A 19894-nucleotide genomic window follows, 5' to 3' on the forward strand; every position below is an offset into this window, starting at 1 on the left:
GGGTCCGGGTCTCCCAGATCGGCTGCCGGGGATCGTCGTTGTGCACGACGACGTGGGCGTGCTCGGCCGGGCGGGCCGTGGCGAAGTAGAGCCGCTGGGCGGGCAGGTAACGCTCCCGCCAGCGCCGTTCCACGTCGGCTCTCGTTGACACGCGGCTCTCGCGGATCACGGCACGATCCACCGTCTTGTCGAGCGCGGTGGACACGAAGACGCGCAGCTCCCACCGGTCGAGCAGTTCCGGGCGCAGGAGGAAGACGCCGTCGAACACCAGCACGGCGTCGGCGGGAGCGGTGGTGAGCGGCGGGGACAGCACCTCGTCGGTGGCGTGGTCGTAGACCGTGTGCCGGAAGCGCCGCTCGCCGCCCGGACCGAGCGGATCGAGCAGCACCCGCTTGAGCGTCCCGTGGTCGTGGGTGTCGACGTAGCAGCCCTGCGCCGAGAACTCGCCGCGTCGGTAGCGCCGTGCCCGGGGGAAGAGGAAGTCGTCGACCGTCGCCCGGATGACGTACCGGCCGCGGGCCCGCAGGGCGGCGGCCAGCTCGTCGGCGAGCGTGGTCTTGCCGGCGGCGGGCGGCCCGTCGACGGCGACCCGCGTCGGGTGCGCCACTGTGACGGACCCGACCGCGTCGGCCAGGAGGTCGATCAGCTGATCGCGGCGGGGATAAATGGATTGCCCCCGCGCCGGGCCGGGAGTTTGACTGCCGTCCATGCCGTCCCCCTCACCGGTCTTCGTCGCGGGCACTGGTCGTTCGGGCACGTCGCGGATCGCCGACGTCATCGGCCAGCATCCGCTGATCCACCGGATCCCGATGGAGACCAAGTTCCTCGTCGAACCGGGTGGCCTGCGGGACCTGGCCGACGCGCTCACCGACCGGTACGACCCCATCGTCGGCGAGGACGCGCTGCACCGGCTGAGCGACTTCCTCACCGTACGCGTGCCCGGGCGGCGTGACGACCGAGGCAAGACCGTGCCCGAGCTGGTCGGCGTGGGTCGGTACCGGGACGCCGTACACCGGCTCTGGCCGCAGCTCATCGCGCACGCCTTCGAGGAGCCCGCGCCCGCGGAGGGCTTCGGCGACGGCGACCGGCCCGCCGGGCCGTTCGGGCCGGCCAGCCGACGGCGGGCCGTCCCGAGGTACTTCAGTGACCGGAGCGAACTGATCGGCGTCCTACGGGGCCTGGTCGACACCCTGTTCGGTGGGGCGGCGGCCGACGCGGGCAAGCCGACCTGGTGCGAGAAGACGCCGTTCAACCTCTTCAACCTGGACTTCCTCTGGGAACTGGTGCCCGAGGCGACGATCGTGCACATCAAGCGTCACCCGGTCTCGGTGCTCGCCTCCCACCTGGCCCAACCGTGGGCGCCGTCCACTGTCGACGGGGTGCTCGCCTACCTCGTGCCGGTCTACCACCGATGGCTGGCCTGGAGGAACGCGGCCGACCTGACGGGCCGGCGATACGTCGAGGTGAAGGCGGAGGACCTCGCGGCCGACTGGCCCGGGCAGCGGCGGGCCCTGTTCGAGCGGCTCGGCGTCGAGGACGCCGTCACCGCGTTGACGTTCCAGGCGGACAAGCTGGCGCACCGCGACGACCAGTTCGACGCCGGCACCCGCGCGTACGTCGAGCGGGAGTTGGGCGAGATCATCCCCGCGATGGGGTACGAGTGACGGCCGCGATGGCTCCCCGGATCACGCCTTGTGGCGCAGTTCGCGGAGCACGCCGTGCCGGCGCAGGGCCCACCCCAGCCGTCGCGCGCTGGGGTGCCTGACGAACAGTACCGCCGCCCGGCGGATCAGCCCGAACCGGTTGTCGCTCACCTGGTCGTCGACCGCCCGCCAGATCAGCTCGCGGACGTCGGCGCTGTCCAGCATCGCCCGTACCTCGTGGCGTACCCGGGGATCCTCGGCCGCGGACGTGACGGCGGTGACCAGGCCGGGCCGGTCGGCGAGCGGCTCCACCGCCGCGGCGACGAGCGGCCGGCGTACGGTGTCCCGCTCCAGCAGCAGCAACACCGCCTCCCGGACCTCGGTGCTGTCGAGCCCGGACCGCAGCAGGCCCAGCGCGCTGCGCTCGACCTCGCGGTCGCGGTCCGGAAGGGACAGCGCGGCCAGCAGCACCGTCACCTCGTCGAGGTCGACGAGGTGACGCAGCCCGTCGCGGAACTCCGGCAGCGCCCACGCCACCGTCAGCCCGCGCGCGAGATCGCGGTTCATGGGCCACTCGCTACCCGGAGTCGGCAGCCGCCGAAACGCCGCTGGACTGATCACCGGGCCGGACAGCGCCGTGAAATGGACCGTGGTTACAACCGCTCACCTGAGCCGGTCGTATTGGCAGCCTCGGTCGCGAGAACGACCGGCATGGCCGGATAGGGGTCGCTGATCGGCTTGCGCTGAGCATGGACCCGTTCCCGCACCATCACCAGCGTGGGACCGGCGACGTAGTGCCTTCCCCGCCGTTCGCCACGTGCTTCCAGTAGCCCGTGCTCGACAAGGTTGGCCAGATCACGAGATGCGGTCCGATCCTCGACATCGGCAAGTTTGACGTACCCGGAGCGGCGGATGCGATAGCCCAGGACTGCCTCGTAGAGCAGATCGGTCACCCGCTCAGGGAGCCTGTTCTCGCCAACGATCGCGTCCAACTTCGACCAGATGCCAGACGCCTCACCGAAGCGGCGCGCGACGGTCTGCGCCTGCATGTGATGGGCGCGCAGGTTGAACGACACCCAGAGGTGCGCCGAACCCTCGGGGTTCCAGCGGCCCCGTCCGGTAACCGCCAGCACTCGGTAGTAGTCCTCCGTGTTGCTGCCCAGCCATTCCTCGATGCTGGAGAAGGCTGGCTCAACGATTGCGCGGCGGGAAAGCACCAGCGTCTGAAGGGCGCGTGCCATCCGCCCGTTGCCATCGCGGAACGGATGGATCATCACCAGGTTCAGATGCGCCATGGCTGCTTTGACGAGCGGGGAGGCGGTCACGTCCGACCGTAGATCTTCGGCTAGTTCCTCCATGAGGTGAGGTACGTGGTCAGCGTCCGCGCCCTCGTACACCCGCTCATCGGTCCGCTCATCGTGTACATAGATCGAGCCCTTGCGATATTGCCCCGGGCTCTTGCCCAAATCGTGCGAGAGCATCATGTAGTGCATGCTGCGGATCACCGACGTCTCGAAGCGGAAGTGCGAATCCCCGGCGGTTTGCAGCACGTATCCCAGAGCCTGCCGATAGCCCCGGATCTCGGCGAAGGTCCGGTCGTCGGCGCTCAGCGGTTCCTCGCCGTCGAGCGCGGCGGCGGCGTCGTCCTCGGCGACCACGTAGCCCTCAATGCTGTTGGAGCCGAGAATCGCGCGGGCCAACATCGTGCGTCGGAGGCCACCGGTCCACCGGCGAGGAGTGCGCAGGACATCGGCGAGGGTGCGGCGCATGTCATGCACCTCCGCCAGCACGGTCTCGTCGTGATCGCTGAGTTCTGGGGTGGCGTAGATCATCTCATGTCCTAATGTCTCTTAATAAGAGACAAGCCTAGCGTTTGTCGACGCGGATGTCACTTAGTTAGTGACATTGGGACATCGTGACCCGATGCCTTGCCGGGGAAGTTACTGGCGAGTAGCGTTCGGGCATGAGTATCGACTCTCGCCAGGTGGCGGCCGGTCTCCTCGAAGCCGTGCCGTTCGCCCGCACGCTCGGAATCGAGTTCGTCGAGGTGGCGCCCGAGGCCGAGGGCGGGGTCCGGGCCGTGGTCCGGCTCCCCGACGACCCGGCGCACCACAACCACGTGGGCGGCCCGCACGCCGGGGCCATGTTCACGCTGGGGGAGACCGCCTCGGGCGCTGTTGTGCTGGCCGCGTTCGGGCAGGTGCTCGACCGGGCCGTACCCCTGGCCGTGACCGCGACCATCCGCTACCTCAAGGTGGCGATGGGGCCGGTGCTGGCGACGGCGCGGCTCGGCGGCGTACCCGCCGAGGTGCTTGCGGAGCTGGACGCCGGACGGCGGCCGGAGTTCCCGGTCGAGGTGGAGGTCCACACCGAGGACGGCACGCTCACCTCCTCGCTCACCGTGATCTGGACGCTGCGCCCGAACCGCTGAGCGCCGAATGGTGTTTGCCCGGTGCGAGGGCTGGATAGATTCAAGCGATGCTGGGCCTCCCCGCGCACGTGCGCGCTTGTCTCTTCGATCTGGACGGTGTGCTGACGCAGACCGCCAAGGTGCACAACGCCGCCTGGGCGGAGACGTTCGACGCGTACCTGCGGCGACGGTCGGCGGAAACCGGCGAGCCGTTCCACCCGTTCGACCCCGGACCGGACTACAACCGGTACGTGGACGGCAGACCGCGCGCCGACGGGGTGCGCACATTCCTGGCCTCGCGCGGCATCACGCTGCCCGAGGGATCGCCTGACGACCCGCCCGAGGCGGACACCGTCAACGGCCTCGGCAACCGTAAGAACGTCGTGCTGCTCCAGCGGATCGAGCAGCACGGCGTCGAGGTGTACGAGGGTTCGGTGCGCTACCTGGAGGCGGCCACCACGGCCGGACTGCGCCGCGCCGTCGTCTCGGCCAGCGCCAACTGCGCCGCCGTGGTGCACGCCGCCGGACTGGACCGCTGGCTGGAGGCGCGGGTGGACGGCGTGGTCGCCCGCGCGAACGGGCTGCGCGGCAAACCGGCCCCGGACACGTTCCTGGAAGGCGCCCGGCTGCTCGGCGTCGAACCGGCGCAGGCCGCCGTCTTCGAGGACGCCCTCGCCGGTGTCGCCGCCGGGCGGGCCGGCGGATTCGGGTACGTGGTGGGCGTCGACCGGGTCGACCAGGCCGACGAGCTGCTGGCGCACGGCGCCGACGTGGTGGTCACCGACCTCGCCGACCTGCTCGCCGCGGAGCCGGCCGCGTGATCCGGGAACGGGCGTATCCGGTCGAGCCCTGGCACGTCCGGGAGATGCAGCTCGACATGGACGTGCTGGCCCAGTCCGAGTCGGTGTTCGCGCTGTCCAACGGCCACATCGGGCTGCGGGGCAACCTCGACGAGGGCGAGCCGCACGGACTGCCCGGCACCTACCTGAACTCGTTCTACGAACTGCGCCCGCTGCCGTACGCCGAGGCCGGCTTCGGTTTCCCCGAGTCGGGGCAGACCATCGTCAACGTCACGAACGGCAAACTGATCCGGCTGCTCGTCGACGACGAGCCGCTCGACGTGCGCTACGGCGAACTGCTCGCCCACGAGCGGGTCCTCGACATGCGCGCCGGCACGCTCCAGCGGGACCTGCACTGGCGCTCCCCGGCCGGCCGGGAGGTCAAGGTCCGCACCACCCGCCTGGTGTCGTTCACCCAGCGCTCGGTGGCGGCGATCCACTACGAGGTCGAACCGGTCGACGGGCCGCTGCGGTTGATCCTCCAGTCCGAGCTGGTCGCCAACGAGTCGCTGCCGCCGCAGAGCCGTGACCCCCGGGTCGCCGCCGTCCTGGAGTCGCCGTTGCAGGCCGAGGAGGAGCTGACCACCGACGACGGCGGCCAGCTCATCCACCGCACCAAGGTCAGCGGTCTGCGGGTCGCCGCCGCGATGGGCCACGACGTCGACGGGCCCGAACGCACCACGATCGAGAGCGAGGGGTACGAGGACTGGGTCCGCACCACCATCGGCTGCGTGCTCAAGCCCGGCCAGACGCTGCGCGTGGTCAAGTACCTCACGTACGGCTGGTCCAGCCGCCGGTCCCTGCCGGCGCTACGCGACCAGGTCGGCGCGGCGCTCGCCGCAGCCCGGCTCGACGGCTGGGACGGCCTGCGCCGGGCCCAGCGCGAATACCTGGACGCGTTCTGGGACGCCGCCGACGTGCGCGTCGAAGGCGACCCCGAGGTGCAGCAGGCCGTCCGGTTCGGCCTCTTCCACGTCCTCCAGGCCGGCGCCCGCGCGGAACGGCGGCCGATCTCGGCCAAGGGCCTCACCGGCCCGGGGTACGACGGCCACGCGTTCTGGGACACCGAGATGTTCGTGCTGCCGGTGCTCACCTACACGCAGCCCAGCGCGGTCCGCGACGCGTTGCAGTGGCGGTACGACACGATGGCCCAGGCCCAGGAACGCGCCCGCACGCTGAACCTCGAAGGTGCCGCCTTCCCGTGGCGCACCATCGAAGGGCCGGAGTCGTCGGCGTACTGGCCCGCCGGCACCGCCGCGTTCCACATCGCCGCCGACGTCGCCGACGCGCTGCGCCGCTACGTGCTGGTCACCGGCGACGAGGCGCTGGAACGGGAGATCGGGCTGGAACTGCTCGTCGAGACCGCCCGGCTGTGGCGTTCGCTCGGCCACCACGACCGCGCCGGGCGGTTCCACATCGACGGCGTCACCGGCCCGGACGAGTACACGGCGGTGAAGAACGACAACGTCTACACCAACCTGATGGCCCAGCGGAACCTGCGTACCGCCGCGGACTGCGCGATGCGCTACCGGGACCAGGCGCTCGACCTCGGCGTCACCGAGGAGGAGGCAGCCGCATGGCGGGACGCCGCCAACGACATGCACGTCCCGTACGACGCGGAGACCGACGTGCACGAGCAGGTGGAGGGATTCACCCGCTTCCAGGAGTGGGACTTCGAGCACACGCCGCCGGAGAAGTACCCGCTGCTGCTGCACTATCCGTACTTCGACCTCTACCGCAAGCAGGTCGTCAAGCAGGCCGACCTGGTGCTCGCCATGCACTGGCGGGGCGACGCGTTCAGCGCCGCCGAGAAACTGCGCAACTTCGTCTACTACGAGCGGCGCACCGTACGCGACTCGTCGCTGAGCGCCTGCACCCAGGCGGTGCTGGCGGCCGAGGTCGGCTACCTCGAACTGGCCCACCGCTACATGCGCGAGGCCGCGCTGATGGACCTGCACGACCTCAACGAGAACACCCGCGACGGCGTGCACATGGCGTCCCTGGCGGGCGCCTGGATCGCGCTCGTCGCCGGGTTCGGCGGGCTGCGGGACCACGACGGGATGCTCTCCTTCGCGCCCCGGCTCTCCAGCCGCCTCAGCCGCCTGGAGTTCTCGCTCCAGTGGCACGGGATGCGGCTGCGCGTCGACGTCCGGCCGCACCAGACGACGTACTCGCTGCGCAACGGCGGCCCGGACACCGTCGTGGAGCTGCGGCACCACGGCGAGCCGCTGCGTGTCACCTCCGCGCAGCCGGTCACCGTGGCGGTGCCGCCACCGGCACACCCGAGCGGGCCGCAGCCGGAGCAGCCGCAGGGCCGCGCGCCGCTGATGCACCTGCCGGAACGCACGGACTGAGCGGCCCCGCCACGAGGGGCGGGACCGCTCGGTACACGTACCTCAGAACTGGCGGCCGTTTGACGGACGCCCGCCGGTGTCGCGCGGCGCCGTGGCCCGCGGATCGTCGGACGTCCGCGCCGTCGCGGCGCGGTCGGCCCAGTCCGGCGAGTCCTTCAGCTCCTGCTTGCGGCGTTCCTGGTCGGTGAGTTCCTGGTCCCGGGACCTGTCCTGTTTCGCCATGACGATCCTCGCGATCGGTCGGGGTCCGTGGTCACCCGGCGCGTTCCCGCCCGGCGGCGGCTCAACCGTCCAGGCGCGGGCTCAGCCGTCCACGTGCTGGGCGAAGCTGCGCCGCAGATGGTCCTTCGGGCGGGAGCCGACGATCGAGCCGACCACCTCGCCGCCCCGGAACACCAGCATGGTCGGCGCGGACATGATCCGGTGCGCGCGTGCGGTGGCCGGGTTCTCGTCGGTGTTGAGGGTGACGAAGCGCAGCGCGTCGCCGAACTCCTCGGCCAGCTCGGCCAGGTGCTTCGACACCACCCGGCACGGCGGGCACCACTCGGCCCAGAAGTCCACCACCACCGGCCGGTCGGCGGCCAGCACGGTGGCCGCGAAGGTGTCGTCGGTGACCGGGTTCAGCCGGCCGGTCCCCGTGTCCTGAGACATGTTTCCTCCCGTTGGGCGATCGCGTGGGCGAGCTGGTCGTGCAGCCGGCGGCGGACGTCGCCCAGCCGGTCGAGGTAGTCGTCCACCTCGGCGAGCTTGCGCCGCAGCACCGCCACCGAATCGGGGCAGACGTCACCGGAGTCGTTCCCGGCGCGCAGGCAGGCGACGAACGGGCGGATGTCGTCCAGGCCGAAGCCGATCGCCAACAGGGACCGGATCTCGCGGACGACGCGTAGTTCCGCCTCGTCGTAGACCCGGTATCCGTTGGCGGACCGGTTCGGCCGGACCAGGCCGTGGGCCTCGTAGTAGCGCAGGGTGCGGGTGCTCGTACCGGCCCGCTGCGCCAGCTCCCCGATCCGCATCCGCCGCCCCCCGTCCCTCACTGCCAGGCTGACGCTAAACCTTGCCGCCGACGTCAACGCAACCCCGCGCGCGTCCGTCTTCCCCTGCTGTCCCCGTCGATCATGAAGTTGACGGCGTTGTGGATCTCGGAATCTGCCGCCAACTTCATGATCAACCCGATAGGGGGCGGGGGCTTTCTGGGCCGCCAACTTCATGATCGTCGGGGTGGGGGGTATGCCGTGGGGGAGAGCGGGGGTGGGCGAGAGGGGGGTGGAGGAGATGCGTGAGGTCTCGGTGCCTGTGGTGGACGGCGGGCTCGTGGGAGACGTGGTGGTGCCTGCCGAGGCGCGGGGGGTGGTGCTGTTCGCTCACGGGAGCGGCAGCTCGCGGCACAGCCCGCGCAACACGGCCGTCGGGCGCGCGCTCAACGAACGCGGGCTCGCCACGATGCTCGTCGACCTGCTGACCGCCGACGAGGAGGCCCGGGACGAGATCACCGCCGAACTGCGTTTCGACATCGGCATGCTGGCCGGGCGCCTGGCCGGGATCGTCGACTGGATGGGTGCCGACCCGGAGCTGGGGCGGCTCCCGATCGGACTGTTCGGCGCCAGCACCGGCGCCGCCGCCGCCCTGGTCGCCGCCGCGGCCCGGCCGGACCGGGTGGGCGCTGTGGTCTCCCGGGGCGGCCGGCCCGACCTGGCCGGCAGCTCACTGACCGCGGTACGCGCACCGACGCTGCTGCTCGTCGGCGGCCTGGACGAGCAGGTGATCGTGCTCAACGAGCAGGCCCGGGACGCGCTGGGCGAGGTCGCCGAGTTGCGGATCGTGCCCGGCGCCACGCACCTGTTCGAGGAGCCCGGCACGCTGGAGCAGGTGGCCGACCAGGCAGGTACGTGGTTCACCACGCACCTGCGCCAGCCACACCCCGCCTGACCGGCGCCGTCAGCCCGCCGCCTCGGCGGCGCGGCCCGGGTCGGCGGTCGGCGCGGGAACGTCGGAGCCGCTCCGCTCGGCGGCGCGGTGCCGCTGGACGGTGTCCAGCACCCGCCACAGCACCGCCGCGATCGGCACCGACACGAACGCCCCGGCGACCCCGGCCACCAGCGTGCCGGCGGTGACCACCACCAGGATGACCGCCGGGTGCAGCTGCACCTGCCGCCGCATCACCAGTGGTTCCAGCAGGTTGCCCTCGATCTGCTGGACGGCGATCACGGCGGCCAGCGTCAGCAGCGCGGTGGTGGGACCGTTCGCGGCGAGCGCGACGAGCACCGCCACCGCACCGGCCACCGTGGCGCCGATGATCGGTACGAACCCGCCGAGGAACGTGATCAGGGCGAGCGGCAGGGCCAGCGGGACACGCAACACCACCAGGGCCAGCCCGATGCCGATGGCGTCGATGGCCGCGATGATCATCGTGCCCCGGCTGTACGCGCCGAGCGTCCGCCAGCCCGCCCGTCCCGCCTCGGCGGTCAGCTCCCGGCGCGGGCCGGTGAGCCGGCGCAGCACCCAGTGCCACATCGAGCGGCCGTCCTTGAGCAGGAAGAACAGCAGCACCAGGGCGAGCAGCACCGCGCCCGCCACCTCGGCGACCTTGCGCGCACCGGCGACCGGGTCGGGCGCGCCGCTGCTCAGGCCCTGCCGGATCTGCTCGACGAGCCGGTCGAGCTGCTGGTCGGTGACCGGCAGGCTGGACGTGACGAAGTCCCGGGTGCGCTGCAACCCCTCGTCGAGTTGCTGGCTCAACTCGCTGAACTGGCTCGCGGTGAGGTTCCAGACCAGGACGCCGGCGCCGCCCAGGATGCCGAGCAGCAGCAGGATGCTCAGCAGTGCGGCGAGCCCGGCCGGCACCCGCAGCCGGCGCAGGCGTACCAGGATCGGGTCGAGCAGCGCGGCGAGGAAGAGCGTGCCGGCCAGCGCCACCGCCAGCGGCGCGAGCAGTACGGCGATCTGCCCCAGCAGCCACAGCCCGGCGGTCACCACCAGCAGGCAGGCGCTCCAGGTGACCGCCGTCCGTACCGGCCAGGGAAGTCCCGCCCAGGTCTGCCGCGGTCCGGCGGTCGGTGCCCGCCCGGTTATGCCAGCGTCGTCGTCCACGTCGCCCTCCTCGATCCGGGCCGTTGGTACCCGACGCGGGCCGATCCGACACCAGGGACGTAACCGCCCACCCGGTGTTTGTGCCCCCGGCCTCCGGGAAGGCATTCACCGTATCGAAGGGAGATCGGGCATGAGTGACTTCATGGACAAGGCCAAGGACTTCGCCGACAAGCACGACAAGCAGGTCGACCAGGGCATCGAGAAGGCCGGTGACGCGGCGGACAAGCGCAGCGGCGGCAAGTACGACGCGCAGATCGACAAGGGCGTCGACATGGCGCAGCAGCGCACCGGCGACGGCGACACCGGCCGCTGACGTACCTCGACGGCGGGCCGGCCCCCCAGAAGGGGACCGGCCCGTGCGGGTCAGGAGCTGTAGCCGCGGCCGGCGATCCAGTTGGCCAGCTCGGTCACGTCCATCCAGTACGTCGGCTCGTCCGGCCGGGCCGGGTCGGCGATCAGCACCCGGTCGCCGTCGCCCTCGTACCGCACGACAGTCACGTAGTGGCCGGGGTAGCTGTGCTCCACCCCGTCGATGTCCCGGGCGCCGCCCAGGATGTTCGCCACCACCGGGCGGTCGTCGTCCACAGCGGTACGGATGTCCGCGCGCAGACGTTCGACCTGGTCCCGGGTGGCCACGTCGTCGCGGATCTCGGTGGTCCTGTACTTGCCACCCGTGTACTCGTTGAGCACGCGGGTGATGTCGATGGCCGAGTCGGTGCCGTTCTCGGTGGTGCCGAGCTTCGTCGCCAGCTCGTCCTGGCTGACGTCCCTGCCCTCGGCCGACAGGGCGATCCGGGTCGAGGCGGGACCGCAGTAGAAGTAGTTCGGCTGTGCCTGGTACTCGTAGTCGGCGGCACGGTCGCCTTTGCCCTTGACCGGGGCGGCGTGGGCGGCGGCCGGACCGGCCACGGCACCGCCGGCCGCGGCCAGACCGGCGACGGACAGCACACACTTACGGATGATCGGGTTCATGGTCGAGGCTCCATTCGGGGGTCGACGGCTCCGTGCGGGAGACGCGGCACCAGGAGTGGCGCTCGGCGTACGGAGAGTTCAACCGCCCTGCCGCTGCGGCTCATTTCCGGCCGTGACCGGTGCCACCGCGGAACCGGACAGACGCCTCAGTCGGGGAGGCTTCCCAGGAGCCCGGTCACCGCGATCTCGATGACCACCCGTTCCGGATTCGGGCGCGGCGTGCGATACCGCTCGGCGTACCGGCGCTCGGCCTCGGCCACCGACTCCGGGTCGCGGCGCAGCACCGCGCGGCCCTCCACCGTCAGCCACCAGCGGCCGTCGACCTGGCACACCGCGACCGGGACGCCGTCCGGCCCGGCCGCCGCGACGTGCCGGGCCTTGGCCGACCCGGCTGAGGTGATCACCCGGGCCAGCCGGGCCGCGGGATCGAAGGTCACTCCCACGGGTACGACGTGCGGAGTGCCGTCGGCACGCGGAGTGGTGAGCGTGGCGAGGTGCCGGTCCGCGAAGAAGCGGGCCACCCGCTCGTCGTTCGGATCCAGCCGGTGCCGTGCCGCCATGTCGTCTCCTCGTTCCGTGCCGGTGACGTCTCAGCGGCGGGGTGCCGCGCCGGGCGGCAACGTCGCCACCGGAGACTCCCCGGCGGCCCGCTGCTCGGCGCGGTGCTTGGCGACCAGCCGGCCCAGGTAGAACAGCGCGCCGGCCAGCACGCCCATGTCGTCCAGGTAGATCGGGTCGGGCAGCAGGTCCACCGGCAGGATCGTGTAGATCAGCGCGCCGTAGAACGCGACCTTGCCGCCGGCGCCGAGCGCGCCGAGCATCCGGCGGGTGCGGACCACCCGGATGGCGAGCAGTACCGCCCCGGCCAGCATGGCCGCCGCGAGGACGGCGGCGAGGACGACCAGCACCCAGGCTTCACGGGACACGCCACCACGCTAGCCGAGCCGGGCCCGGGCCGCGCGGTGTCGAAGCTCCGAGCCTCCCCGTTCTCGGTGGTGTCCGCTACTTCCTGTGGCCGCCGCCGACAAACGGCTCGGAAGTCATCCATCCGCGAGCCCGGGCCACGGTGCTCTCAGGCCACGACCGCCGCCCGGCCCCGGGCCACCGGTGTCGGCTCGCGAGTGGTCTCCACGCCCGCCGCGGTCGGCAGTTCCCGGGTGGCCTCGGGGCCGGCGAACCCGACGATGGAGAGTTCCGTCTGCGGCTCGGCGACCGGGTGCAGGGCCGCGAACGCCTCGTCACGCAGGCTCTGCGCCGCCGCCGCGGCCAGCTCGGCCGCCTGCCAGGCGGCCTGCTCCCGCTGCATCGCGGCCCGGTGCCGGGCCGCCATGTTGTCCCGGACCAGCCGGCGCAGCAGCAGCTCCTGCTCCACCGGATGCCGGCTCGGGTCCCAGCCGTTGCCGCCGAGGATGTCGCTGAGCTGCCGCACCGTGATCTCGTTCCGCCACTGGGCGTCCATCGCGGCCCGGTGCAGCCAGCGCTCCCGGTCCGCGTACTCGGCCGGGGTCCGGGCGGTCCGGGGCAGCGGCAGCGCCGCGGCGGCACTCAGGCGACGGACGTCCTCCTCGGCCGCCTGGTACGCCTGCCAGGCGGCCTCGGCCTCCTCCTGGGCGGTCAGCCACTCGGATCGGCTCCGCTCGGCGGTCGCCGTGGCACGGGACGCGGCCACCGCCACCTCGTCGGCGTAGCGGATCTGCTCCTGGCCCCGTACGCGGGCACGCTCGGCCCGATCGATGCTGCTCGGCCGGGCGGCGTCGCTGATCCGGTCGATCAGTTCCGAGCGGAACCGGGACGGGCGGACGATCAGCGCGGTGACCACTGTCGCAGCCACGGCGAGCAGGACCAGCCAGATCACGGCGACCGCGGGCATGTCGGGCAGGACGGAGGAGAAGACGGTCTGCATCACCAGCACCTCGTGGTGGAACGAAGGACGATAAACGGTCGTGGCCCGGACATCCGGGTGGGTGCGCGTCGTGACTCGGACGCGACGGGACGCGCGGCAGGGCGCGAGGCGTGCGGCCGGTGGGGCCGCGCCGGGGCGTACCGGAAGGGGCGCCCGGTCAGGCGCGCGGCGGACCGCGACGGGCGATGTCCGCCCGGCCGGGGTCGGCGGCGGCGACGACCTCGACGCCGGGGACGCGCCCGGCGGAGTCGGTGGAGAGGGCTTCCGTTACGGCCGGGCCGGTGCCGGGGCCGGTGGTCCGCGGGGCAGCGGTCGTCGCGTCGGCGGCCGGGAGGCCGGCGGAACGCGCGGCGCCGGTCGTGACCGCCTGCCGCGCCGCGACGTGCTCGATCGCGACGGCGTGCGAGACGACTGTGGCGTGCGAGGCCGCAGCGGTGTGGGCGGGTGCGGCGGCGATGCCCTGGAGGCCGACGATGATCACCAGGCCGGCCACAGCCGTGCGGGCGATCCGGCGCAGCGTCGCCGTCCAGGTGGACGGGGTGAACGCTACGGGCAGCACCTGTTCAACCTATCGGTCGACGGACGATCCCGCAGCTCAAGGATCTTGCGGGTTACGTGAGCCACCCCACGGGTCGGTGTGGACGGACATCCGCGCAGGCCCGACGCGCAACGGCGCGGCGCCCCTTCCGGGGTGCCGCGCCGTCTCGTGAGGGCCGGGCTCAGTTGCCGCCGAGCACCGGCGGCGGGGCGGCGTCGCCGTCGCTCCAGACCATCTCGTCCTCGGTGAGCCAGGTCAGCCGGCCGTCGGACTCGTCGTCGCCGTGGCCGCCGCGCCCGCCCAGCACGCCGCTGCGGCCGGCCATCGCGGGCCGCCCGGTGGCGCCGCCGGTGCGCTCGGCGCCCTTGCTTCCGGCGTCGACGACGAGGCCACGACCGGAGGTGAGCCGGCCGGTGCCGGCCGCCGAGCGGTTCTCCGCGCCGGACATGCCGCCGAAGCGGGCCGAGGACGCCGCGTTGGTGCCGGTGCCCGCGAGCGAGCCGGTGCTCAGCACACCGGGGGCGCCGTAGAGCCCGCCACCCGGTCCGCCGGCGCTCATCGTCGTCGGGCCGGCACCGCCTGGACCGAAGCCCGGGCCGCCGCCGATCGTCGGACCACCGACGGTGCTGGTCAGCGGCGCGGCACCGGCCAGCGAGGTGCCGCCCGGGTCGACGGTGCCGCTGGTCGGCACCGAACCCGGAGCGCCGGCGCCGGGCTGGCCGCCCGGAGTGCCCGCACCGGGCGTGCCCTCGCCCGGCGTACCGCCGGTCGGGGCCGTGTGGTGCACGCCCGACGAGGTGGCGGTGGCGTTGGCGCCCGGGCCGAAGCTGCCCAGGCTCGGGCCGGACGACGGCGTCTTCACCGACGGGCCGTTCTGCAGCGTCGGGTCGCCGTTGCTCGTGTGGCCGGGCAGTTCGGTCTCCGGCGGGTCCGGCACGACGATGCGGCCGTACGCCGAGAAGTCGTAGCCCTCGGCGAGCTTCGCCACGACCTGCACCATCCGCTGGTGCGCCTTTTCCTGCTCGGCCTTGTCCTGCTGGTGGCCGACGATCCCGCCGATCACCGCGCCCGGGGCGCCGCCGATCAGGAAGCCCTTGCCGGCGCCGGAGAGCAGCTTGTCGTTGTCGTCGGTCTTCTCCGGGCTCTCCGCCTTGGACTGCGCGGCCCGCAGCTCGCTGGACATCATGTCCAGGCCCTGCCGGATGCCGGTCATGCCCTCGGACAGGTTGCCGGAGTAGCGGACGACCATGTCCAGCCGACGGTGGAACTCCCGCGCGGCGTCGCCGGTCCAGGTCTTCGCCAGCGCCTCCAGGTCGGCGGTCAGGTCGCGGCCGAGGTCGTCGAGCGTGCCCTTCAGGGAGGTCCACTGGGCGCTGAGCGCCTCGATCTGCTTCGGGTCGCCGGCGTTGACGCCCTGGTAGAGCTCCTCGTGGCTGACGTGCTCGTAGCGCCGGGTGTACTCAGACACGCGGGTCCTCCTTCGGCTGCTTCATCGCCTCGTTGAGCCCGGAGAGGGCGGCGGCGATGTCGGCCGCGGCGGCGGCGTTGCGGGCCTCGGCGGTCTTGTAGTTCGTCATGATCTTGTGGGTCGCCTCGCGGGCGGCCAGGATCGCCCGGCGCAGCCGGTCGACGTGGTTGACGTAGCTCTGGTGCGTCTCGGAGTAGCGACGTGCGTTGTCGGTCGCGTCGGTGAACGTGCCGAGCGCCGGCGGGCGGCACTGCATCTGGGTGTTGAGCTTGCGCAACACCGACTCCGCCTCGTGCAGGCGCCGCTCGAGCCGCTGGTGGAAGTCCTCCAAGGACAGTACGTCTACCGTCGTGCGCCCCGTCATGGCTGCATCCCCGTAGTCATCGTCGATAACCGTTCGCCGTACTCAGGTTAGTCGAAGCGAGCCAACCCGGGCGACCCGTGACGGGGTTCCTCCACTTCGGATCGGCCGACGGCCGTTCAACCGCCCTGGACCTGCGCCGCCGCGCCCCCGGCCGAGGGCGTCGCGGTGGCCCCCGGGGGTGCCGACACATCGAAGTAGGTCATCGCGTCCTCGCGGGACAGCGTCGGGCCGGTCGGCACCAGCGCCAGCAGCGAGGCCGGTACGGCCACTGGCGTCACGTCGCCGTACCCGAGCGCGCTCTTCGCGTCGCCCCCGGCGGTGCCGAGCGGATAGCGGATGCCCTGGGCGGTGATCAGGTAGACGGTCGAACCGGCCGCCGCCTTGCCGCTCTCCCCGGCCGTGGCCTGCACCAGCACGCCCTTGCCGCCCGGTAGCAGCACGTTCTCGGCGGTGCGTACCGCGTCCCGGGCGCCCTGCCGGGCCGGCATCGCGGTCGCCGAGGTCAGCTCGGCCGGCGGGGAGTCGAAGACCTCCAGCGTGGTGGTCGGCGGCTGACCGGCCGGGCCGGGCCGGTAGGTGGCGCACAGCACGGTGCGGCCCGGCCGGACCTCGTGCAGCGTCGGCAGCCGGGCCGGCAGGCCGTCCGCGTCCAGCCGCTGGTCGGTGAGGAGCCGGCCCGCCTCGTCCGGAGTGATCTGCGTCACCTCGCCGCCGCTGCCGAGCAGCAGCAGCGCGGTGACCTCGCGGACTGTGGCCAGGCCCTGGCGGGTGAGCACGTAGTACTGGCCGGCGGCCTGGTAGACCTGGCCGATCCGGGCCGGCCGGTCGGCCACCGTGAGGCCGCTCGCGCTGCCGTCCCCGGCGATCGTGGGCTTGCGCAGCACCGGGCCGACCGGCACCGCGTTCAGCAGTTGCTGCCCGACCGTCAGGTTCGTCGCGCCGGCCATCTTCAACGCCACCAGCGCCTGCTCGTCGCCGGCGACCTGCAGCCGGGAACCGCCGGTGAGCAGGTAACGGGCGTCGCTGGTCCGCACCACCACGGCCCGGTCGGTCAGTGCCGTGCCGCCCGGCAGCGCGCGGTCGATCACCAGGTGTGTGGTGGAGCGCTGCGGGTCGTTCGGATCCGGTACGTCGCACACCGACCACGGCAGCCCGACCAGGGACTTGCGGTCCGGCAGGTCGTCCGGGGCGCCCACGATGCCGACCAGCCGCCCGCGTGGACGGTCCTTGATCGACGCCTGGGACATGGTGCGCGGCTGCGCCGCCGCGTCGTTGACGATCAGCCGCGCCGAGGCGTAGTTGAGCGTCGGGCGCAGCACCTGGTCCTCGCCGAAGTAGTACGTCGCGCCGGTCTCCCGCTCGATCACCAGCGTGTTCGGCTCCAGCGGCGCGGAGTTGCTGGTGAGCTGCCCGTACGCGCCCACACCGCCGAGCACCACGGCGGCCGCGATGACGCTGCCGAACACCGCCATGCCGAGGCGGCGCATCGGCAGGTCGTTCGTCTCCGGATCACCGGAGAGCAGCGCCGAGACGATGCGGCGGGTGACGAAGCGGTACGCCTGCACCTGATCGCGGCGGGTCCGCATGACTAACCTCCGGCGGGGGTGGGTCCGCGGCGACAGGTCCGAACAGCGCCGCGGGCTTCCCTACGATAAGGGGCCGTCGGGGGTGCGCCGGACCCCGTCCGCCGCCCGAACGACCGCACCCGCCCGGCGGATGCCCAGGATGTCCAGAAGGGACGCACACCGATGACGCAGCTCCAGGCGCCACCCGGTCGTACCGCCACCGCTCCCGCCGTGCCGCCGGACCGGCCGGTCACCCCGGCCGACAAGCGCCGCCGGGGACGCCTCGGCCCGGTCGTGGTCGGGCAGCTCGTGGTGGTGGAGTGCGCGGCGCTCGCCGTCTGGTTCGCCACCGCCGGCCCGGCGTGGCTGCTCGCGGCGGTCGGCGTCCTGGCGCTGCTGGCAGTGGCCGCGGCGTTCGCGCGCCGGGGCGGCCGCTGGTGGTACGAGGACCTGATGCTCCGCCGCCGGCTGCGCCGGCGCCGCGACCGGGCCCGGGGCGCGGCGCCGGGCGGTGACCCGCGGCTCGCCGCGCTCGCCCCCGAGCTGACGGTGGTGGAACTGACCGAGCGCGGCACCCGGCTCGGCATCGGGCAGGACGACCGGGGCTGGTTCGCCGCGCTGGCGCTGACCGGCCGTCCCGGGGCGCCGGCCGGCTCGATCGATGCGGCGGTGGTGGACCGGGCGCTCGCGGTGCTCGCCGACTTCTCCGGCCCGGTCACCCAGACCCAGGTCGTCTCGCACACCCTGGTCTGGTACCCGGCACCCGGCGCGCCGCCGTCGGCGTACCGGACCGTGTGGGTGGCGCTGCGCCTGTCGGTGTCCGACGCGCGGGCCGAGGCGGTGAGCCGGGGCGGCGGCCTGCGCGGCGTGCACCGCACGGTGGCGGCCGGGGTGGGCCGGCTCGGCAAGGCGCTCAACGCCGCCGGCCTCGGTCACCGGGTGCTCGACCGCAACGAGCTGCACGCGGCGGTGGTGTCCGGCGCCGGGCTCGACCTGGCGCCGGAGTCCCCGGTGGAGACGTGGACCAGCCTGCGCGGGGGCGGCTGGACGCAGCGCTGCCTGGCCCTGCGGGTACGCCCCAACGGCTCGCTCGGCGCGCTGGTGGACGCGGTCACCTCCACCTCCGCGCCCTCGCACACGGTCGCCGCCGTGGTGCTCCCGGGCGGCCGGCGGGTGCCGCCGCTGCTGCGGGTGGCGGCCATGGACGGGCACGCCGAGGCGCTGGTGAAGGCGGTCCGGGAGATGGCCCGGCGTGCCGGCGTGCCGGCCCGCCCGCTGGACGGCCAGCACGGCCCGGGCGTCTACGCCACCGCGCCGGTCGGCACCGCGATGGGGACCGTCACGGTCGAAGGTTGACGATCCAGCCGTACGCGCCGCACACCCAGACGGCCAGCGGCACCAGCGCGATGATCAGCAGGATCTCGACGATGTCCAGGGTCCGGCCCCAGACCGGGGAGATCCGCTTGCCGGCCACCGTCAGGCCGTAGACCAGGCTGATCACGGCCACCACGGCCAGGCCGCCGAGGATCAGGCCGAGCCGTACCGCCAGTGAGCCGGCGGCGAAGGTGGCGGCGGCGACCAGCCCGAGACCGACGGTGCCGGCCAGCAGCACCGGCGTGCGCTGGGCGCGGCCGAGGAACGGGCGGGCCCGCAGCAGCGACAGCAGCGCCAGCACCAGGCAGAGCAGGACCGCCGGGAGCCGGCCGTCCTCGGCCAGCACCACCTCGCCGCCGAGCACCAGCAGCGAGACGGTCCACAGCAGGCCGGTGAGGAACGCGTCCGCGCGCTCGCTGTTGCGCAGCACCGACGGCCCGTCCACCGACTCGGTGTCGGTCTTGAGGTCGTCCGGGCCGGTGGGGATGGACGGCACCGGCAGCCGGGCCAGGCGGTAGGCGAGCATCGGCAGCGCGGGCAGCGCGCCGAAGGCGACAGTCGCCACGACCGCCGCCGAGGCCGCCGCGCCGATGTCGAAGGACAGGCTGAGCACCGCACCGAGGCCGACCGCGCCGCCCACACCGACCGCGCCGAGGAACAGTGGCAGGCGGTCGCCGACCGCCAGCGCGGCGATCGCGCCGAAGACCACCACCGCGGTGCCGGCGAGCAGGACGTGCGGGCCGGCCAGCTCGCCGAGCGTCCGTTCACCGGCGAGCACCAGCAGGCCGCCGACGCCCGCGTACCCGATTCCGACCAGGGCCAGCACCGCGCCGGTGCGGCTGTCGCCGGCGGCGCGGGACAGCACCGCGGCGCCGACCAGCAGTGCCACCGCGACCACGAACGCGGCCGCCGCGCCGGGTAGCTGTGGCGGGCCGGTGAGCAGCGTCGCCACCGCGCCTCCGGCCAACGCCGAGGCGGCCAGCAGGACCGCGAACGCCCGGGTGGTGCCCACCTGCCAGGCGCCCGCCCGCTGGGTGGTGGAGGTGGCGACCGCATCCACCACGTCGTCGAAGACGATCTCGGGGGCGGTCGCGGCACGCGGGTTGAAGTAGAGCACCTCGCCGTCGCGGACACCGAGCTGCGCGGCGGTGCGGCCACCGTCGAGCGGTTGACCGCCGAGCCGGGACAGGGCCCAGCCGCCGTGCCGTACGCCCTCGTCGGCCAGGTCCTCGCCCGCGTACCGCAGCAGCGTGGGGAGCAGGTCGGCGAGCGGCACGTCGGACGGCAGCGCCAGATCCATCCTGGTACGCGGCGCCACGATGGTGATCCGGCTCAGCCCGCCGGTCGCCGTCTTCGTCGCCACAGTGGCCTCCTCGT

Annotated in this window: 22 protein-coding genes and 1 pseudogene; 7 read left to right on the forward strand and 16 right to left on the reverse strand. The window is 73.1% G+C overall.

All coding sequences use genetic code 11. The annotated features are described in order from the left end of the window. Positions 1-7: 7 nt before the first annotated feature. Positions 8-709 (reverse strand): annotated as a pseudogene (locus O7546_RS00905) (AAA family ATPase); the annotation flags it as partial. Between O7546_RS00905 and O7546_RS00910 the strand changes: the two are divergent. Beyond that, positions 708-1664, forward strand: coding sequence for a sulfotransferase (locus O7546_RS00910; RefSeq protein ID WP_228531256.1), 957 nt, complete (start codon positions 708-710; stop codon positions 1662-1664). The pseudogene O7546_RS00905 and the gene O7546_RS00910 sit on opposite strands and share 2 nt — an antisense overlap. A 21-nt stretch (positions 1665-1685) precedes the next feature. Here the strand turns inward: O7546_RS00910 and O7546_RS00915 are convergent, their stop codons facing one another. Then, on the reverse strand, positions 1686-2210 hold the full coding sequence (locus O7546_RS00915) for a hypothetical protein (RefSeq protein WP_194798868.1): 525 nt from the start codon (positions 2208-2210) through the stop codon (positions 1686-1688). 86 nt (positions 2211-2296) lie between these two features. Then, the gene (locus tag O7546_RS00920; protein WP_281600356.1) at positions 2297-3475 is read right to left on the reverse strand and encodes a Fic family protein; all 1179 of its coding nucleotides are present in this window, start codon (positions 3473-3475) and stop codon (positions 2297-2299) included. A 131-nt stretch (positions 3476-3606) separates the two neighbouring features. Between O7546_RS00920 and O7546_RS00925 the strand changes: the two genes are divergently transcribed. Genes O7546_RS00925 through O7546_RS00935 form a run of 3 tightly spaced genes read left to right on the forward strand, consistent with a single transcriptional unit; the run spans position 3607 to position 7246 of the window. After that, positions 3607-4074: a DUF4442 domain-containing protein gene (locus tag O7546_RS00925; RefSeq protein ID WP_194798866.1), complete on the forward strand. Its 468-nt coding sequence runs from the start codon at positions 3607-3609 to the stop codon at positions 4072-4074. Between the two features lie 47 nt (positions 4075-4121). Beyond that, positions 4122-4874 (forward strand): beta-phosphoglucomutase family hydrolase, encoded by a 753-nt coding sequence (locus tag O7546_RS00930; RefSeq protein ID WP_281600357.1) that lies wholly within the window; start codon positions 4122-4124, stop codon positions 4872-4874. Beyond that, entirely contained in the window at positions 4871-7246 is a 2376-nt protein-coding gene (locus O7546_RS00935; protein WP_281600358.1) for a glycoside hydrolase family 65 protein, read from the forward strand. The genes O7546_RS00930 and O7546_RS00935 overlap by 4 nt, the downstream gene beginning before the upstream one ends. Positions 7247-7288: 42 nt before the next feature. Here the strand turns inward: O7546_RS00935 and O7546_RS00940 are convergent, their stop codons facing one another. The 3 genes from O7546_RS00940 to O7546_RS00950 all read right to left on the reverse strand — a co-directional run bounded on the left by O7546_RS00940 (position 7289) and on the right by O7546_RS00950 (position 8259). Continuing rightward, the gene (locus tag O7546_RS00940; RefSeq protein WP_281600359.1) at positions 7289-7468 is read right to left on the reverse strand and encodes a hypothetical protein; all 180 of its coding nucleotides are present in this window, start codon (positions 7466-7468) and stop codon (positions 7289-7291) included. A gap of 81 nt (positions 7469-7549) precedes the next feature. Next, positions 7550-7897 carry a thioredoxin gene (gene trxA, locus O7546_RS00945; protein ID WP_281600360.1) on the reverse strand — a complete coding sequence of 116 codons (348 nt, stop codon included), beginning with the start codon at positions 7895-7897 and terminating at the stop codon, positions 7550-7552. After that, entirely contained in the window at positions 7867-8259 is a 393-nt protein-coding gene (locus tag O7546_RS00950) for a MerR family transcriptional regulator (RefSeq protein WP_013283752.1), read from the reverse strand. Before O7546_RS00950 ends, trxA begins: the two co-directional genes overlap by 31 nt. A 259-nt stretch (positions 8260-8518) precedes the next feature. On the opposite strand from O7546_RS00950, the gene O7546_RS00955 reads away from it, so the two are divergent. Next, complete coding sequence (locus O7546_RS00955) at positions 8519-9172, forward strand: dienelactone hydrolase family protein (RefSeq protein WP_281600361.1); 654 nt, start codon at positions 8519-8521, stop codon at positions 9170-9172. 9 nt (positions 9173-9181) lie between these two features. Here the strand turns inward: O7546_RS00955 and O7546_RS00960 are convergent, their stop codons facing one another. After that, complete coding sequence (locus O7546_RS00960; protein WP_281600362.1) at positions 9182-10333, reverse strand: AI-2E family transporter; 1152 nt, start codon at positions 10331-10333, stop codon at positions 9182-9184. A 130-nt stretch (positions 10334-10463) separates the two neighbouring features. On the opposite strand from O7546_RS00960, the gene O7546_RS00965 reads away from it, so the two are divergent. Continuing rightward, positions 10464-10646, forward strand: coding sequence for an antitoxin (locus O7546_RS00965; RefSeq protein ID WP_194798860.1), 183 nt, complete (start codon positions 10464-10466; stop codon positions 10644-10646). A 50-nt stretch (positions 10647-10696) separates the two neighbouring features. On the opposite strand, the gene O7546_RS00970 is transcribed toward O7546_RS00965, so the two are convergent. From O7546_RS00970 to eccB, 8 genes are all read right to left on the reverse strand, one after another. Continuing rightward, positions 10697-11305 carry a C39 family peptidase gene (locus tag O7546_RS00970; RefSeq protein ID WP_194798859.1) on the reverse strand — a complete coding sequence of 203 codons (609 nt, stop codon included), beginning with the start codon at positions 11303-11305 and terminating at the stop codon, positions 10697-10699. Between the two features lie 146 nt (positions 11306-11451). Continuing rightward, positions 11452-11865 (reverse strand): TIGR03618 family F420-dependent PPOX class oxidoreductase, encoded by a 414-nt coding sequence (locus O7546_RS00975; RefSeq protein ID WP_194798858.1) that lies wholly within the window; start codon positions 11863-11865, stop codon positions 11452-11454. 30 nt (positions 11866-11895) lie between these two features. Next, positions 11896-12231, reverse strand: coding sequence for a YkvA family protein (locus O7546_RS00980; protein WP_013283759.1), 336 nt, complete (start codon positions 12229-12231; stop codon positions 11896-11898). A gap of 146 nt (positions 12232-12377) precedes the next feature. Beyond that, positions 12378-13208 carry a hypothetical protein gene (locus tag O7546_RS00985; RefSeq protein ID WP_269696009.1) on the reverse strand — a complete coding sequence of 277 codons (831 nt, stop codon included), beginning with the start codon at positions 13206-13208 and terminating at the stop codon, positions 12378-12380. Between the two features lie 157 nt (positions 13209-13365). Then, positions 13366-13767: a hypothetical protein gene (locus O7546_RS00990; protein WP_269696010.1), complete on the reverse strand. Its 402-nt coding sequence runs from the start codon at positions 13765-13767 to the stop codon at positions 13366-13368. Between the two features lie 160 nt (positions 13768-13927). Continuing rightward, complete coding sequence (locus O7546_RS00995) at positions 13928-15214, reverse strand: WXG100 family type VII secretion target (protein WP_194798855.1); 1287 nt, start codon at positions 15212-15214, stop codon at positions 13928-13930. After that, a complete protein-coding gene (locus tag O7546_RS01000) occupies positions 15207-15578 on the reverse strand; it encodes a hypothetical protein (RefSeq protein ID WP_013283763.1) in 372 nt (123 codons plus the stop codon). Before O7546_RS01000 ends, O7546_RS00995 begins: the two co-directional genes overlap by 8 nt. A gap of 116 nt (positions 15579-15694) precedes the next feature. Next, positions 15695-17164 (reverse strand): type VII secretion protein EccB, encoded by a 1470-nt coding sequence (gene eccB, locus O7546_RS01005; protein ID WP_194798854.1) that lies wholly within the window; start codon positions 17162-17164, stop codon positions 15695-15697. Between the two features lie 162 nt (positions 17165-17326). On the opposite strand from eccB, the gene O7546_RS01010 reads away from it, so the two are divergent. Next, positions 17327-18499 (forward strand): type VII secretion protein EccE, encoded by a 1173-nt coding sequence (locus O7546_RS01010; protein WP_194798853.1) that lies wholly within the window; start codon positions 17327-17329, stop codon positions 18497-18499. Here O7546_RS01010 and eccD read toward each other — a convergent pair. After that, positions 18483-19880: a type VII secretion integral membrane protein EccD gene (eccD, locus tag O7546_RS01015; protein ID WP_194798852.1), complete on the reverse strand. Its 1398-nt coding sequence runs from the start codon at positions 19878-19880 to the stop codon at positions 18483-18485. The genes O7546_RS01010 and eccD overlap by 17 nt on opposite strands. Between the last annotated feature and the right edge of the window lie 14 nt (positions 19881-19894).

This window comes from Micromonospora sp. WMMA1976 (assembly GCF_027497335.1).
In the GTDB taxonomy this organism is placed as follows: domain Bacteria; phylum Actinomycetota; class Actinomycetes; order Mycobacteriales; family Micromonosporaceae; genus Micromonospora; species Micromonospora aurantiaca.